This is a genomic window from Pseudomonas sp. NFACC56-3 (genome assembly GCF_900100025.1).
Taxonomy (GTDB): Bacteria; Pseudomonadota; Gammaproteobacteria; order Pseudomonadales; family Pseudomonadaceae; genus Aquipseudomonas; species Aquipseudomonas fluorescens_AA.
Window position 1 is genome coordinate 383373 of record NZ_FMTK01000002.1, and the last position, 16310, is coordinate 399682.

12 protein-coding genes are annotated in these 16310 nt (G+C 61.1%); 6 read left to right on the plus strand and 6 right to left on the minus strand.

Translation table 11 applies throughout. The annotated features are described in order from the left end of the window. Positions 1-159: 159 nt before the first annotated feature. The 3 genes from BLO80_RS04745 to BLO80_RS04755 all read left to right on the plus strand — a co-directional run bounded on the left by BLO80_RS04745 (position 160) and on the right by BLO80_RS04755 (position 7478). Positions 160-786, plus strand: coding sequence for a response regulator transcription factor (locus tag BLO80_RS04745; protein ID WP_014337291.1), 627 nt, complete (start codon positions 160-162; stop codon positions 784-786). 9 nt (positions 787-795) lie between these two features. Further along, entirely contained in the window at positions 796-4416 is a 3621-nt protein-coding gene (locus BLO80_RS04750; RefSeq protein WP_092327079.1) for a transporter substrate-binding domain-containing protein, read from the plus strand. Between the two features lie 113 nt (positions 4417-4529). Further along, on the plus strand, positions 4530-7478 hold the full coding sequence (locus BLO80_RS04755) for an HD domain-containing phosphohydrolase (RefSeq protein ID WP_092327081.1): 2949 nt from the start codon (positions 4530-4532) through the stop codon (positions 7476-7478). Here the strand turns inward: BLO80_RS04755 and BLO80_RS04760 are convergent, their stop codons facing one another. Both BLO80_RS04760 and BLO80_RS04765 read right to left on the minus strand, forming a co-directional pair. Beyond that, positions 7479-7961, minus strand: a complete 483-nt coding sequence (locus BLO80_RS04760; RefSeq protein WP_092327082.1) for a GAF domain-containing protein — start codon at positions 7959-7961, stop codon at positions 7479-7481. It abuts the gene before it with no gap. Further along, positions 7958-8848, minus strand: a complete 891-nt coding sequence (locus tag BLO80_RS04765) for an ATP-binding protein (RefSeq protein WP_092327084.1) — start codon at positions 8846-8848, stop codon at positions 7958-7960. The genes BLO80_RS04760 and BLO80_RS04765 overlap by 4 nt, the downstream gene beginning before the upstream one ends. Before the next feature lie 163 nt (positions 8849-9011). Here BLO80_RS04765 and BLO80_RS04770 point away from each other — a divergent pair, with 163 nt between their 5' ends. Then, positions 9012-11333 (plus strand): hybrid sensor histidine kinase/response regulator, encoded by a 2322-nt coding sequence (locus BLO80_RS04770; protein WP_092327085.1) that lies wholly within the window; start codon positions 9012-9014, stop codon positions 11331-11333. Here the strand turns inward: BLO80_RS04770 and BLO80_RS04775 are convergent. From BLO80_RS04775 to msrB, 3 genes are all read right to left on the minus strand, one after another. Then, positions 11317-11778, minus strand: coding sequence for a MarR family winged helix-turn-helix transcriptional regulator (locus BLO80_RS04775; protein ID WP_092327087.1), 462 nt, complete (start codon positions 11776-11778; stop codon positions 11317-11319). The two genes, BLO80_RS04770 and BLO80_RS04775, sit on opposite strands and share 17 nt — an antisense overlap. After that, positions 11775-12260: a glutathione peroxidase gene (locus BLO80_RS04780; protein WP_092197604.1), complete on the minus strand. Its 486-nt coding sequence runs from the start codon at positions 12258-12260 to the stop codon at positions 11775-11777. Before BLO80_RS04780 ends, BLO80_RS04775 begins: the two co-directional genes overlap by 4 nt. Before the next feature lie 154 nt (positions 12261-12414). Continuing rightward, a complete protein-coding gene (gene msrB, locus BLO80_RS04785; RefSeq protein ID WP_092327088.1) occupies positions 12415-12810 on the minus strand; it encodes a peptide-methionine (R)-S-oxide reductase MsrB in 396 nt (131 codons plus the stop codon). Positions 12811-13031: 221 nt separating this feature from the next. Here msrB and BLO80_RS04790 point away from each other — a divergent pair, with 221 nt between their 5' ends. Together BLO80_RS04790 and htpX are read left to right on the plus strand one after the other, a co-directional pair. Continuing rightward, positions 13032-14243, plus strand: a complete 1212-nt coding sequence (locus BLO80_RS04790) for a pyridoxal phosphate-dependent aminotransferase (protein WP_018603142.1) — start codon at positions 13032-13034, stop codon at positions 14241-14243. Positions 14244-14545: 302 nt separating this feature from the next. Next, entirely contained in the window at positions 14546-15433 is an 888-nt protein-coding gene (gene htpX, locus BLO80_RS04795; protein WP_003183732.1) for a protease HtpX, read from the plus strand. A gap of 194 nt (positions 15434-15627) precedes the next feature. Here htpX and BLO80_RS04800 read toward each other — a convergent pair whose 3' ends face one another. Beyond that, complete coding sequence (locus BLO80_RS04800; protein WP_092327090.1) at positions 15628-16281, minus strand: thiopurine S-methyltransferase; 654 nt, start codon at positions 16279-16281, stop codon at positions 15628-15630. Between the last annotated feature and the right edge of the window lie 29 nt (positions 16282-16310).

A 16310-nucleotide genomic window follows, 5' to 3' on the forward strand; every position in this document is an offset into this window, starting at 1 on the left:
GTCATCCACCGACTAAAAAACCGATTACATCGTAATATCTTGCCTCTTTTTTTGTAGGAAACTTCTGAAATTGAAGTTGCATGCCCGTCTCTTCGTACGAGCCTTGCTGTAAGTGGGCTAAGGTGCGCGCTTTATTCAAGTTCGCAGGGTAATTTATTCATGAACTCCGTTTTCATTGTCGACGATCATCCGGTCATCCGCCTCGCCGTTCGCATGCTCCTGGAACATGAGGGCTATAAGGTCGTAGGAGAAACTGACAACGGCGTCGACGCGATGCAAATGGTGCGCGAATGCATGCCAGACCTGGTTATCCTGGACATCAGCATCCCCAAACTTGACGGGCTGGAAATTCTGTCACGCTTCAACGCCATGACCACGCCGCTCAAGACACTGGTGCTCACGGCGCAGTCGCCGACGCTCTTCGGTATCCGATGCATGCAATCCGGTGCCTCCGGTTACGTTTGCAAACAGGAAGACCTCAGCGAACTTGTCAGCGCGATCAAAGCGGTATTGTCCGGCTATAACTATTTCCCCAGCCAGGCGCTGAACCCGGTACGCCCGGATGATCCACGCAGTATAGAGCTGGACCTGTTCAAAAGCGTCAATGATCGGGAACTGATGGTACTGCAACTTTTTGCCCAGGGCCGAACCAACAAGGAAATAGCCAAGGGGATGTTTCTCAGCAATAAAACCGTCAGTACTTATAAAAAACGCCTGATGCAGAAACTCAAGGTCAAGTCCTTGGTCGAGCTGATTGAAATGGCGAAGCGCAACGCGCTGGTGTGAGAAAACAGGATGCTCAGACGCATAACCGAATGTCTCCTGCTGATCAGCGCAGCGTTATATACAGGAGTGCTCGCGGCGACACCGGATGCGCCCGGGCAATACACGCTGTTGGGGCGCTCGTCCTTGGCTCGGGCCGAGATCAAGCTCGATGATGTTCACCGCGCCTGGCTAAAAAGCCGGCATGAACTGGTCCTGGGCACTTCCGCACCGGATTACCCGCCCTTCGATCTCTCCGCCAGCGGACGCGACTACGAAGGCCTGACCGCCGACTATGCCGACATCCTCGCCAAGTCCACCGGCTTACCCATGAGAGTCCTGCGTTTCGCCTCCCGCGAAGCAGCCATGGCGGCGCTCAAGAACGGGCAAATCGACATGCTTGGCACCGCCAACGGTTTCGAAGCCCGCGACCCCGACATTGCGCTTTCGACGCCGTACGCAGTGGACCAACCCGTTCTCGTCACCCGAACGAATGAAAGCCGATCCCTGAATGAAGACCTCGAGGGTTTGCGGCTGAGCATGGTCTATCACTACCTGCCGCTGCGGGAAATCGAAAAGCTCTACCCCAAGGCAATCATCACCACCTACCCGTCCTACCAGAACGCCATCAATGCCGTCGCCTTTGGCCAGGCCGATGTATTTCTCGGCGATACCCTGTCCACCCACTACATGATCAGCAAGGGTTACTTGAGCAATATCCGCATGGCCAGCTTCGGCAAACATGAATCCTATGGATTCGGTTTCGCCGTACGCCGTGACGATACCCGCTTGCTGGAGGTCATCAACGCGACGCTGAACCAGGTCCCCATCGCCGAACAGACAGCCATTGCCAAGCGCTGGAGCGCAGGCAGCGACCTGTACCTCACGGACCACCGGGTACAACTGACCGACCGCGAGCAACGCTGGCTGGCCAGGCATCCGGTGGTCAGGGTGGTGGTGAACGAAACCTCGGCCCCCTTCACCTTCTTCGATCCGGACGGCGACTTTCGCGGCATCAGCGCCGACCTGCTGGAGCTGATCCGGATGCGCACCGGCCTGCGCCTGGACATCCAGCGCCGCCAGAACGACAGTGAAATGATTGCCGCGGTCCTGAACGATGAAGCCGACATGATCGCCGCGCTGTTGCCCAGCAGTGAACGGCAACGCCAGTTGAAATTCAGCCGCCCCTACGTCGACAGCGCGTTCGTCCTGCTGACCCGCAAGTCGTCCGACACGCCCACCACGCTCGATCAGTTCGGCCACGCCAGCCTGGCGATCACCACGGGCAATCCGCTCATTGAATGGCTACGCAGCCAATACCCGAGCATCCGGATCATCGAAACGGACGGCCCCTTGCGCGCCGTGGAAATGCTCGCCCATGGCCAGGTCGACGGCAGCGTGAACTCCCAGATGATGGCCAACTACTTCATCTCCTCCCATGCGTGGCGGGACAGGTTGCAGATCAGCAGCACGGTGGGCACCCAACAGGCGCTGTTCGCGCTGGCCACGGCCAAACACGCCAGCGAGTTGAACGCCATCCTCGACAAGGCCCTGACCAGCATCGACCCCGACGAACTGGGCATCATCAACAACCGCTGGCGCGGTTACGTCTCGCCCTCGGAACATACCTGGCGCACTTACAACCGCCTGTTCTTCCAGGTCGTCGCGGGCGTCGGCCTGTTACTGCTGCTTTCCCTGGCGTGGAACGCCTACATGCAGCGCCAGATCAGGCAACGTCAACGGGCGGAACTGGCCCTCAACGATCAACTCGAATTCATGCATGCGCTGCTCAATGGCACCCCCCATCCCATCTACGTGAGGGATCGCAACGGCATCCTGCAGAGCTGCAACGACAGTTACCTGGAAGCGTTCAACGCCAGGCGCGAAGACGTCATCGGCAAGGACTTGATGCCAGGCTCCATGAGCAACGCCTTCGAAGCGCAGGAATACCAGGCGGACTACCAGCGCGTCATGGCCGAAGGTACTCCCCTGATCGTGGACCGTCCCCTGCACATCGGCGACCGGAAGCTGACGATCTATCACTGGATCCTTCCCTACCGAAACTCCGCCGCGCAGGTGCAAGGCATCATCGGCGGCTGGATCGACATCAGTGAACGACGGCAGCTGTTCGAGGAACTGCGCGCCTCCAAGCAACGGGCCGATGACGCGAACCGCGCCAAAAGCACGTTCCTGGCCACCATGAGCCATGAAATCCGCACCCCGATGAACGCGGTGATCGGCATGCTCGAACTGGCCCTGAAACACGCCGACAAGGGCCACGTGGACCGCTCGACCATCGAAGTCGCCTACGAATCGGCCTTCGGCATGCTCGAACTGATCGGCGATATCCTGGACATCGCCCGTATCGAATCCGGCCATCTGAGCCTGGCTCCCGAACGCGTCAATCTCAGGGCCCTGCTGCAATCGGTCATACGGGTCTTCGAGGGCGTGGCCCGGCAGAAGAACCTGGGGTTGTCACTGCAGTTCGATGCCGCCGAGAGCCCCCCTGACGTATTGATAGACCCCTTGCGATTCAAGCAGGTGCTGTCGAACCTGATCAGCAATGCCCTCAAATTTACCGAGCAGGGCCAGGTCGTGGTCAAGGTCCGGCTATCGCCAACCGAGCGGGACGACGTCCTGCACATGCATCTGGAGGTCAACGACAGCGGTATCGGCATCGGCCCGGCAGACTTGCAACGCTTGTTCGAGCCGTTTGCCCAGGTCGATAACACCAGCCGAATGGCCCGCAAAGGCGCGGGACTGGGGCTGGTGATCAGTCGCAACCTGTGCCGGATGATGGGCGGCGACCTGCATATGAGTAGCCAACCCGGCGTCGGTACCCAGGTCCAGGTCCACCTGCAACTGACCGTCCTGGCGACTGCGCCGGTGAGCATCGCACTCGAACCGGTCATCGAAACGGCCCAGGTCGCCTTGAACGTCCTGATCGTGGACGATCATTCCGCCAACCGCTTGCTGATGTCCCAGCAATTGGAATACCTCGGCCATCACTACCGGGTCGCCCACGATGGTGCCCACGGGCTTGAGGTCTGGCGCAAAAGCCATTTCGATCTGGTCATTGCCGATTGCAACATGCCCATCATGAGCGGTTACGAACTGGCCCGCTCGATTCGTCGCGATGAGTCCGAACAGCGACGCCCGCCCTGCACCCTCCTGGGGTTCACCGCCAATGCTCAACCGGAGGAAAAACAACGCTGCCTGGACGCCGGCATGGATGACTGCCTGTTCAAACCCATCAGCCTGAGCGCCTTGAGCCAGTGGATCAAGACGGTCAAACCCGTCGGTCACCCAGCGGCTTTCAGCGTGCACAGTCTCCAGGCGTTGACCGGCGGCGACCCTTCGTCCAACCGGCGCCTGCTGGCGGAGTTACTCAGCAGCAGCCGCGCGGACCGCCAGGAGTTGCTCGATGTCGCCCAGGGCGCAAACCGCCAAGCGCTGACCGAAACGGCGCACAAGATAAAAGGCGTCGCCCGCATCGTCCAGGCGACCACGCTGATCCAGCGGTGCGAGGCGCTGGAGCAGGCGTGTCATCTGGCACAGGCACCTGAACGAATCAGCGCCTGCATCGACGCCCTCGACCGCGCCATGACCGAACTGGAGCGGGCTCTGGAAACGGAGCTCGCCAAGGCAAAATAATCCAGTGTTTACTATGCTATTCGATCAGCAGTGCGTACCTGGGGGGTTCTCGATCAGTTTCCCTTGCACGCGGGAACACCCATCGAGCCCCCCTGACACTTGGAGTGACTGCAATGCCCAGCGCACCGCGTCCGGACAAACGCCGGTTCCCCCTGCATGTCCACATCAGCGTGATGTTTACCCTGCTTCTGTTGTTGACCGGGGTAGTGCTGGGCATTTTCAACTACCGGCAAACCACGCAAATCATCCTGTCCAGCAGTGAGAAACTGTTCAACCGCATTGAACAGGAGGTGCGCCTGGACCTGTATGACACCTACGAGCCCATCCGCCACCTGCTGGGCCTGCTGGCCGACTACCCGGCGACACGCACGCCGCAGATGGCGCAACGCATGGCCCTGCTCGTGCCCTTCAGCCAGGCATTGCGGGACAACCCGAACCTGGCGTCGTTGTACCTGGGCGATCAGCACGGCAATTTCCTGATGGTCCGGCCATTGCGCACCCCCGCCCTGAAAACCGCCCTGCGGGCCCCCGCCGAGGCGGCCTATCAAGTCTGGACCGTCGAGCGGGCCACCGAGCAAGGCCCGGTCCATTCCCAGTCGCTGTTCTACGACGAGACCCTGACACTCATCGATCGCCGGGACATGGCCGACGAAACCTACGATCCGCGCAGCCGCGCCTGGTTTCGCAGCGCCGTCGGCAGCGCCGAGCAGATCACCACCGAGCCCTACGTTTTCTTCTCCACGCACAACGTCGGCACCACCCTGGCCCGGCGCAGCGGCGAGCAGGCGGTCATCGGCGCCGACCTGACCCTGGCGGCCCTGTCCCAGACCCTGGCCAAGCACAAGGTGACCACCGGCACCGAGATCGTGTTGCTCGATCCCAAGGGCAACGCGGTGGGTTATCCCGACAGCGACCGGCTGCTCGCCGACGCCCAGTCGGCGCGCCTGATCAAGGCCCGCGACCTCAACCCGGCCATCGCCGCCGTCCTCGACGACAACACTGACACGACCCGCCTGGAAGCGGCCGGACGCCAGTGGATCGTTTCGCGCAGCCACATGCAGGAAGGCGGGCCCCAAGGCCTGGAACTGGCGTTGCTGGTGCCTGAGGACGAGCTGCTGGACGACGCTTATCGCATACGTTGGCAAGGCGCGCTCATCACCCTTGCCACCCTGTTGCTGTGCCTGCCCCTGGGCTGGCTGACGTCCAGGATCCTGGTCAAGCCCTTGCGCGAACTGGTGCGGGAGGCCGACGCCATTCGCAGCTTTGACTTCAACTACCCGGTGTCCCGCCGCTCCCCGGTGCTGGAGGTCGATCAGTTGAGCGTCTCGATGGCACGCATGAAAGAGACCCTGGCAAGTTTCTTTGAAATCACCGCCAGCCTGCGCGCCGAAACCCGCTTCGCCCCGTTGCTGGAGCGGGTGTTGTTCGAAACCGTGAAAATCGGTCAGGCCCAGGCCGGCCTGATCTATCTGCGCGAGAACGACGAAAACCGGCTCAAGCCCCATGGGCTGGTGATCGATGGAATCCCCAGGGACCTCGACGCCTTCAAGCTGCGCAGTCATGAGCTACAGGCGGATGACAGCCCGCAATGGCTCCAACAACTGGCCGTCTCGGACAATCTCGTGACCTCCCTGGGCTTCGAGCAGGCGGCGGACCTGCAAGGCATCCTGCAGGCACTGGACTCGCCTCGGGTCCACCTGATCGGCATCCGCCTGTGCAATCGCCACCAGGAAACCGTCGGTGTATTGGTGTTGCTGATCAACGACAGCGGCACCGAAGCCGACCTGGAAAAACTCCAGCCCGACCGCATCGCCTTCCTGCAAGCCGTGTCCGGCGCCGCCACTGTGAGCATCGAGGGCCAGCGCCTGCAAGCCAAGCAAAAGCAACTGCTGGACGCCTTCATCCAACTGCTGGCCGGCGCGATCGATGCCAAGAGTCCCTACACCGGCGGCCATTGCCAGCGAGTGCCGGTCCTGACCCTGATGCTCGCCCAGGCCGCCGCTGCCAGCCAGGCCCCGGCGTTCAGCGCCTACCGGCCCACGGAGGATGAATGGGAAGCCCTGCACATCGCCTCCTGGCTGCACGATTGCGGCAAGGTCACCACCCCCGAGTACGTCGTCGATAAAGCCACCAAGCTGGAAACCCTGAACGACCGGATCCACGAGATACGCACCCGTTTCGAAGTACTCAAGCGCGACGCCTGGGTCGATTACTGGCAGGCCGTGGCAAACGGCGGCGAGTCGTCATCCCTGGCACGACAGCGTGATGCGACATTGACGGCACTGGATGACGACTTTGCTTTCGTCGCCCGCTGCAACCTGGGCTCGGAAGCCATGGCCGAGACCGATCTGCAACGCCTGCGACACATTGCGCAACGCCCGTGGACCCGGACCCTCGATGATCGCCTGGGGGTTTCCTGGGAAGAAAACCGGCGTCAGGCCCGCACACCCAAGCCGACACTGCCGGTCACCGAACCGCTGTTGGCGGACAAGCCCGAACACCTGTTCGAGCGCCACGCGGCCGAGCTGATCCCGGCGGACAACCCGTGGGGCTTCCAGCTCGATGTGCCGGCCTGGAAATACAATCGCGGCGAGCTCTACAACCTGAGCATCATGCGAGGCACACTGACGCGCGAGGAACGCTACGTCATCAATCACCATATGGTGCAGACGATCCTGATGCTCAGTCAGTTGCCCTTCCCTAGCCACCTGAACAACGTGGCGGAGATCGCCGGCGGCCATCACGAGAAAATGGACGGCAGCGGTTACCCCAAGCGCCTAAAGCGCGAGGAGATGAGCCTGCCGGCACGGATGATGGCCATCGCCGACATTTTCGAGGCACTGACGGCGGCCGACCGCCCCTACAAGAAAGCCAAGACGCTGAGCGAGGCCCTGGGCATCATGGCCACCATGTGCCGTGACGCCCATATCGATCCCGAGCTGTTCTGGCTGTTCATCGAAGAAAAGATCTACCTGAGCTACGCCGAGCAGTTCCTCGACCCGCGCCAGATCGATGAGGTCGACCCCGACAGCCTGCTGGTCAAGGCCGGGCTGAAGGCATGATCAGCACTCCGTCAGGCGCAGGAATATCGCAGCCAATGCTTCAATGCCGGCTTGATCATGCTCGGTAAAGCGCGCCAGTTTCGGACTGTCCAGGTCAAGCACGCCGATCAGGCGCCCGTCCTTGACCAGCGGCACCACCAGTTCACTGTTCGACGCGCTGTCGCAAGCGATGTGCCCGGCGAAGGCATGGACATCTTCGACGCGCTGGGTCTGCCGGGTCGCTGCTGCCGTGCCGCACACGCCACGGCCAAAGGGAATCCGCACACAGGCAATCTGGCCCTGGAACGGCCCCAGGACCAGCTCTTCGTTGCGATTGAGGTAGAAGCCGGCCCAGTTCAGGTCGTCCAACTGACTGGACAGGAACGCCGAGAACTGCGCGGCGTTGGCGATGAAGTCACGCTCATCGGCCAACAAGGATTCCAACTGTGCCGATAACAAGTCGTAGCCATCGAGGCCAACACCGCTGCCCTTCAAATCGATCATGCCTTGTGCTCCAACAATTTCAGGCCTACCCAATAACGGGCAAATTGATAAGCGCAACGTCCGTTGCGGTTGCCGCGACCGGTTGCCCAACGCACCGCCAGCACATCCAGCGCTTCGTCGCGCTGCCAGGCCAGTCCGGCCTTGGCCGCCAGTTCGCCGATCCAGTGCTCCACGACGTTGAGGAAATGCTCCTGGGTAAACGGATAAAACGACAGCCACAAGCCGAAGCGGTCGGACAAGGCGATCTTGTCCTCCACCGCTTCGCTGGGGTGAAGTTCGCCGTCGACCCGTTTCCAATTCTCGTTGTCGCTCTCCTTTTCCGGCACCAGGTGGCGACGGTTAGAGGTGGCATACAGCAGCACGTTGTCCGGTGCCTGCTCCAAGGAGCCATCCAACACACTTTTGAGCACGCGGTAATCGCCTTCGCCGGACTCGAACGACAAGTCATCGCAGAACAACACGAAGCGCTGCGGCAGTTTCGCGACCTGCTCGACCACCCGGGGCAGATCGGCCAGGTGATCACGTTCGATCTCGATCAACCGCAGGCCATGGGGGGCATGTTCGGCCAGCAGGGCGCGCACCAGGGAGGACTTGCCGGTGCCACGCGAGCCCCAGAGCAAGGCATGGTTGGCGGGCATGCCATCGATGAACTGCCGGGTGTTGCGGCCCAGTTGTTCGACCTGGCGATCCACGCCGATCAGGTCCGACAAGCGCATGTCGAGACTGACTTGCAGCGGCAGCAGGTAGCCACTGCGCCCGTCACGCTGCCAGCGGGCGGCCAGGGTCTGGGTCCAATCGATGGCGGGCCGGGGCGTCGGCAGCAAAGGCTCGATCCGGGCCAGCACGGCATCGGCACGCTCAAGAAAAGCATTCAATCGCGAGTCCACGTCTTTTCCTCGGAAAGGTTCACAGTAATGATGGCGCTCCAACAACGAAACGCCTTATCCAATGGCGGGTCTACTTCACACAATACACAGCGGCCGCACCGGAATTCAGAGATGATCAGCTATGCTTGACCGGCGAAGGGAAACGTAAGTGGTTCATCACTCAATGGACATCAGATTCACCCAACGGCTTTCCTATAAGCAGGCCCGCCTGACTGTCCTCGTGGGCTTCGTGTTGGGCACTTTGCTCAGTCTGATGCAGATCGGCATCGATTATGCCAGCGAAGACGCGTCGATCAACCGTGAAATCCTGTCGCTGCTGGAAATCAGCCACAACCCGGCCTCGCGCATCGCCTACAACATCGACGCCGAACTCGCCCAGGAACTGGCCATGGGCCTGTTGCGCTCACCGGCCATCGTCGGCGCCGAGCTGATCGACAACAACAATACCGTGCTGGCCAACGTCAAGCGGCCCGAGCTGCAAAGCAGCTACCGGTTCATCAGCGACTTCCTGTTCGGTGCCCAGCGCCAGTTCGAGGACCGGCTCTACCTGGACCACTTGCCCGGCGAATCCCTGGGCCTGCTGCGACTGGACGTCGACACCTATGCGTTCGGCAGTCGTTTCCTGCGCCGCGCCGAGGTCACCTTGCTCAACGGCTTCGCCCGCAGCCTGATCCTGACCGGCCTGTTGCTGGCACTGTTCTACGTGATGCTGACCAAGCCCCTGGTGCGGGTCATCCGCGAACTGAGCAGCCGCGACCCGAGCAGCAACGAACAGAACCGCCTGGAATGTCCTTCCGGCCACCAGTCCGATGAAATCGGCGTGCTGGTGTCCGTCGCCAACCAGCAGTTCGAAAATATCTCCACGGAAATCCAACAGCGGCGCACCGCCGAAAATCGCCTCACTGAATACCTGGCGCAACTGGAAAACATCGTCTCGGCACGCACCGCCGAACTCAAGGCCATCAACGCCCGCCTCAGCCAGTCCAACGAAGAGCTGGAGGTGGCCAGGCGCACGGCCCTGGATATGGCCGAAGCCCGCTCCGTGTTCCTCGCCAACATGAGCCACGAGATCCGCACGCCACTCAACGGCCTGCTGGGAATGATCGCCCTGTCCCTGGACGGTCCCCTGACGGCCGAGCAACAGCAGCAACTTTCGATCGCCCATGACTCGGGCAAGGTATTGGTCGAGTTGCTCAACGACATCCTCGACCTGTCGAAATTCGACGCCGGGCAACTGGAGCTCGAACGCATCCCGTTCGACCTCGGCGCCCTGGTGGAGGACACCGCCAACCTGCTTTCCCAGAACGCGGCCCCCAGTGTCGAGCTGGCCTGCCTGATCGATCCCCGGTTCCCGGCGCAGGTGCTCGGCGACCCGACCCGGGTACGCCAGATCGTCAGCAACCTGCTGTCCAACGCACTGAAGTTCACACGCTTCGGCCGGGTCGACGTGAAGTTGAGCCATTACGAAGGCGGCGTGCGAATCGAAGTCTGCGACACCGGTATCGGCATTCCCCAGGAAGCCCAGGCGAGAATCCTGCAGCCGTTCACCCAGGCCGGCGCCGGGATTACCCGTCAGTTTGGCGGCACCGGGTTGGGCCTGGCACTGACCTACAACCTCTGCGAAGCCATGCAGGGGCGATTGACGATCAGTTCCGAAGCCGGCTTCGGCAGCCAGTTCTGCGCAGACCTGCCCCTGCCCTGCCATCTCCCTGCAACACCGGTCGAACCGTTGCGCGGCAACGTCGTCGCCATCACCGCCAGCAGCAGCGGCCTGGCCGAGTTGCTGGGCATGTTGTTGCCGGGGTGGGGCCTGGATTATGTGCAACGCTCCATCGATGACGGGCTGCTGGGACTCAAGCCTGACGTGCTGATCACCGACTGCCCGGAATGCCTGTTCAACCTGCGGCCGACCTTTGACGCACCGATCCTGCTGGTGACCGCCTATGGCAGTTTCATGCCCGGCGAAGAGGCCGCCGCCCTCGCCCCGCTGATACAACAGGCCCGACCGCTGGCGCGCCATGCGCTGTACCAGATTGTGCGGCGCGCCATGCAAAGCGAGGCGACCACCATCAACGACGCACAGATCGAAACCCCGACGCCATCCAAGCGTGGACGGGTGCTGCTGGTGGAAGACAATCCGGTCAACCAACTGGTGGCCAAGGGCATGCTGGTGAAACTGGGCTGCGAGGTCACCGTCGCGGCCCACGGCGTCGAGGCCCTGGATCAACTGGAACAGCAGGTGTTCGACCTGGTGTTGATGGACTGCAACATGCCGGTGATGGACGGTTACGAAGCCAGCCGGCAGATTCGCCGCAGCGGGCGTTGGTCGGACCTGCCGATCGTTGCGTTGACGGCCAACGCGATGCCCGAAGAACGCGAGCGCTGCCGGGCCTCTGGCATGAACGATTACCTGTCCAAGCCGTTCCGCCGCGAAGAGCTGGCAGCCGTGCTGGACCAGTGGGTACGCACTACGTCAACGCTTTGATCTGGCCCAGCAGGTGATCGAGACCGTCTCGCAACGCGCCCAGGCGGTCCAGATCGACCCCGCTGTCGCATAACAGGCGCGCCTTGAGCGGGCCGACCTGTTCGCGCAAAGCCCGCCCCGCAGCCGACAGGCTCAGGTGTACCTCCCGCTCGTCCCGGGCCGAACGCTGGCGTTGGACCAGGTCCAACTGTTCCAGACGCTTGAGCAGCGGCGTCAGTGTGCCGGAATCCAACAGCAAACGTTCACCCAGGGCCTTGACCGTCGGGTGTGACGGAGCCGTGTCCTGCCATTCCCACAACACCAGCATTGCCAGGTATTGCGGATAGGTCAGACCAAGCTGATCGAGCATCGGCTTGTAGCCACGAATCACCGCACGTGAAGCGGCGTACAGCTTGAAGCACAACTGGCTGTCGAGCTTCAGCGAGTCGGCTGACAGGTCATTCATTTGAGCAGCGCTTCGATCTCGCCAGTCAGGTCCTGGGGCTTGGTGGTCGGGGCAAACCGCTTGACCACCTGACCGTCCTTGCCGATCAGGAACTTGGTGAAATTCCACTTGATGCCTTTGGACCCCAGCACGCCGGGTGCACGCTGTTTAAGCTGGACGAACAGCGGATGGGCGTTGGCGCCGTTGACTTCGATTTTCTTGAACAGCGGAAAGCTCACGCCGAAGTTCAGCTCGCAGAACTCGGTGATCGCCCCTTCATTGCCCGGCTCCTGCTTGCCGAACTGATTGCAGGGAAAGCCCAGCACCACCAGGCCCTGGTCCTTGTAGGTCTGCCACAACGCCTCAAGTCCCTTGTATTGCGGGGTGAACCCGCACTTGCTGGCCGTGTTGACCACCAGCACGGCCTTGCCGGCGAAATCGGCGAGGGTCTTTTGCTCACCCTTGATGGTGGTGCACGGGATGCTCAGCAGGTTGTCGCTCATGGCAAGGCTCCGGTTAAAGGTTGGAGGCTGAAGATAGCGATCAATTGAATTGTGTGCAATTTAATTATGGAGACGGTATAGGCATCGATGATGCTGCAGCCGAACAGACCTGTGGCGAGGGGATTTATCCCCTCGCCACAGGAGCGGCGGCCATTTAATCGCGGGGCACGAGATCCAGGCACACCGAGTTGATGCAGTACCGCAATCCCGTGGGCGGCGGGCCGTCGGGGAAGACGTGGCCCAGGTGGGCATCGCATTTGGCGCAGACCACCTCGGTGCGAATCATGCCATGGCTGACGTCCCGCACTTCCACCACCGCGCTGCCTTCGATCGGCGCGTAGAAACTCGGCCAGCCACAGCCCGAATCGAATTTGGTCTGCGAATCGAACAACGGCTCGTTGCAGCAGATGCAGTGATACACGCCATCGGTCTTGGTGGCGTTGTATTTGCCGGAGAATGGCCGCTCGGTGCCCTTCAACCGACAGATGTTGTACTGCTCCGGGTCGAGCATGGCGCGCCATTCCTCAAGGGTTTTTTCCAACTTTTCCATCGTCTTACCTCGGCAATTGAAAAAGCCCGATCCGACGCTTTTCCGCAGATCGGGCGGCACGTATGATTGCGCCTCGTCAGACGCCAGTCTGGCAGTCACGTCATGCGCATTCAAACGGATTGTGGCGCCTATGCCGCGTCAGGCCTGGGCACAGACGCAGGATTCCCAGTTACGGTAGTTCATACGCCGCCTGGATCGTTCATTTTCGGGAACACATCGCCATGCAGGTCAGCAAATCGAACAAGCTCGCCAACGTCTGCTACGACATTCGCGGCCCGGTGCTCAAGCACGCCAAACGCCTGGAAGAGGAAGGTCATCGCATCCTCAAGCTGAACATCGGCAACCCGGCCCCCTTTGGTTTCGAAGCGCCCGATGAAATCCTCCAGGACGTCATCCGCAACCTGCCGACCGCCCAGGGCTACAGCGACTCCAAAGGCCTGTTCAGTGCGCGCAAGGCCGTGATGCAGTATTACCAGCAGAAGCAGGTCGAAGGGATCGGCATCGAGGACATCTACCTGGGCAATGGCGTGTCCGAGCTGATCGTGATGTCCATGCAGGCCCTGCTCAACAACGGCGACGAAGTGCTGGTACCGGCACCGGACTATCCGCTGTGGACCGCCGCGGTGAGCCTGTCCGGCGGCAACCCGGTGCATTACCTGTGCGACGAACAGGCCAACTGGTTTCCCGACCTGGCGGACATCAAGGCCAAGATCACGCCCAATACCAAGGCACTGGTGATCATCAACCCGAACAACCCGACCGGCGCCGTGTACTCCCGGGAAGTACTGCTGGGCATGTTGGAACTGGCCCGCCAGCACAACCTGGTGGTATTCTCCGACGAGATCTACGACAAGATCCTCTACGACGACGCCGTGCACGTGTGCACCGCTTCCCTGGCGCCGGACCTGCTGTGCCTGACCTTCAACGGCCTGTCCAAGTCCTATCGGGTCGCCGGTTTCCGCTCCGGCTGGATCGCCATCTCCGGGCCCAAGCACCATGCCCAGAGCTACATCGAAGGCATCGACATGCTGGCCAACATGCGCCTGTGTGCCAACGTGCCGAGCCAGCATGCGATCCAGACGGCGCTGGGCGGCTACCAGAGCATCAACGACCTGGTCCTGCCCCAGGGCCGGCTGCTGGAACAGCGCAATCGCACCTGGGAATTGCTCAACGACATTCCCGGCGTCAGTTGCGTCAAGCCGATGGGCGCGCTGTATGCCTTCCCACGGATCGACCCGAAGGTCTGCCCGATCCACAACGATGAAAAGTTCGTCCTCGACCTGCTGCTGTCCGAGAAGCTGCTGGTGGTCCAGGGTACGGCGTTCAACTGGCCATGGCCGGACCACTTCCGCGTCGTGACCCTGCCGCGGGTCGATGACCTCGACCAGGCCATTGGCCGGATCGGCAACTTCCTCAAGTCCTACCGTCAATAAGCCAGGCTGCGTGCGAGGCGCCCTCACCTCGCACGCTGTTTGATTCAGCAACATATCCGTTCGGCCGACTCCGTCGGGCCTTCTACACTGGGAATTGGACGGTCAACGTGCATCTGGGCTCAACGTTCACGGGGGGCAGGCAGCGCATTTCTTTTCCCTGGTCACTTTCAGAAAAGTCTTTCAAACATTTAGGACGCCTGTAGGACACAGTTTGAAATAGTCGGCGAGTTGAATAGCCTGCGGCAGCACCTTATATACCCCGCATAACGCTACATCTTTAGCATGAGGAGATTTTCACAACCATGATGCGCATCCTGCTGTTCTTGGCCACTAACCTGGCGGTCGTGCTGATTGCCAGCATCACCCTGAGCCTCTTTGGCTTCAACGGGTTCATGGCGGCCAATGGGGTTGACCTCAACCTCAATCAGCTGCTGATCTTCTGTGCGGTGTTCGGTTTCGCCGGTTCCCTGTTCTCGCTGTTCATCTCCAAGTGGATGGCGAAGATGAGCACCGGTACCCAGATCATCAGCCAGCCGCGCACGCGTCACGAACAATGGCTGCTGCAGACCGTCGAGCAGTTGTCCCGCGAAGCCGGTATCAAGATGCCGGAAGTCGGTATCTTCCCGGCCTACGAGGCCAACGCCTTCGCCACCGGCTGGAACAAGAACGACGCCCTGGTCGCCGTCAGCCAGGGTCTGCTCGAACGGTTCTCGCCCGATGAAGTCAAGGCCGTGCTGGCCCACGAGATCGGCCACGTCGCCAACGGCGACATGGTGACCCTGGCGTTGATCCAGGGCGTGGTGAACACCTTCGTGATGTTCTTCGCCCGGATCATCGGTAATTTCGTCGACAAGGTGATCTTCAAGAACGAAGAAGGCCAGGGTATCGCCTACTACGTGGCGACAATCTTCGCCGAACTGGTACTGGGCATCCTCGCCAGCGCCATCGTCATGTGGTTCTCGCGCAAACGCGAGTTCCGCGCCGACGACGCCGGTGCACGCCTGGCCGGTACCAGCGCCATGATCGGCGCCCTGCAACGCCTGCGTGCCGAGCAAGGCCTGCCGGTGCACATGCCCGATACCCTGAATGCCTTTGGCATCAACGGTGGCATCAAGCAGGGCCTGGCACGCATGTTCATGAGCCACCCGCCGCTGGAAGAGCGTATCGACGCACTGCGTCGTCGCGGCTAACCGCTAAGCCTTGTAAAAAAGCCCGCAGCAATGCGGGCTTTTTTTATCCTGGGGTTCATGGGGCGACTAGGCTGGCCCCATCGCGAGCAAGCTCGCTCCCACAGGAATCTTCGGTGGACACAGACTCTTTATTCACTGCCGATCAACTGTGGGAGCGAGCTTGCTCGCGATGGCGCCAGCATAGACGCACAGCATCAACGACTGGAAATCCGATACACCCGCTCATCCAACCGTGTCACCCCAGCCTGCAAGAACTTCCAGCTTTCCCCCAGCACATCCTGCTCCTGCAAGATCTCCAGCCGCCAGGCATCCCCCAGCAGCCGCTGCACCTCATCGCTTCCCACGGAAAAAGGCGGGCCAAGCATTTCATCCTGGTTGTAATCCAGGGTAATCAACAACCCGACGCCGTTGGGCAAGATCCTCTGCAGATGAGCCGCGTACCGTTCCCGCATCGGCGCTGGCAAGGCGATCAGCGCCGCGCGGTCGTACAACGCCGTGCAATCGGCCACATCCTCCCGATCCAGGGCAAAGAAATCACCGCAGCGAATCTCGATATCAGCCCCACGAAAGACCTTGAATACGCCCTCCTCGCTCACGCTCGGCTCAAGCTGATGCTCAAGGAAAAAATCGGTTGTGGCTTTTTCCGACAATTCCACGCCCAACACCGAATACCCCTGATGGGCAAGCCATAGCAGATCCAGGCTTTTGCCACACAACGGCACCAGCACTCGACTGCCCCGCTCCAACCCCAGTTGCGGCCAGAAATGTTGCAGGTACGGGTTCACCTCCGGCAAATGAAAACCGATCTGGTTCGATGACCAGCGTTTGTGCCAAAACTCGGGCTCCATGATTCGCTCCAAAAATTCGATCAAAACGC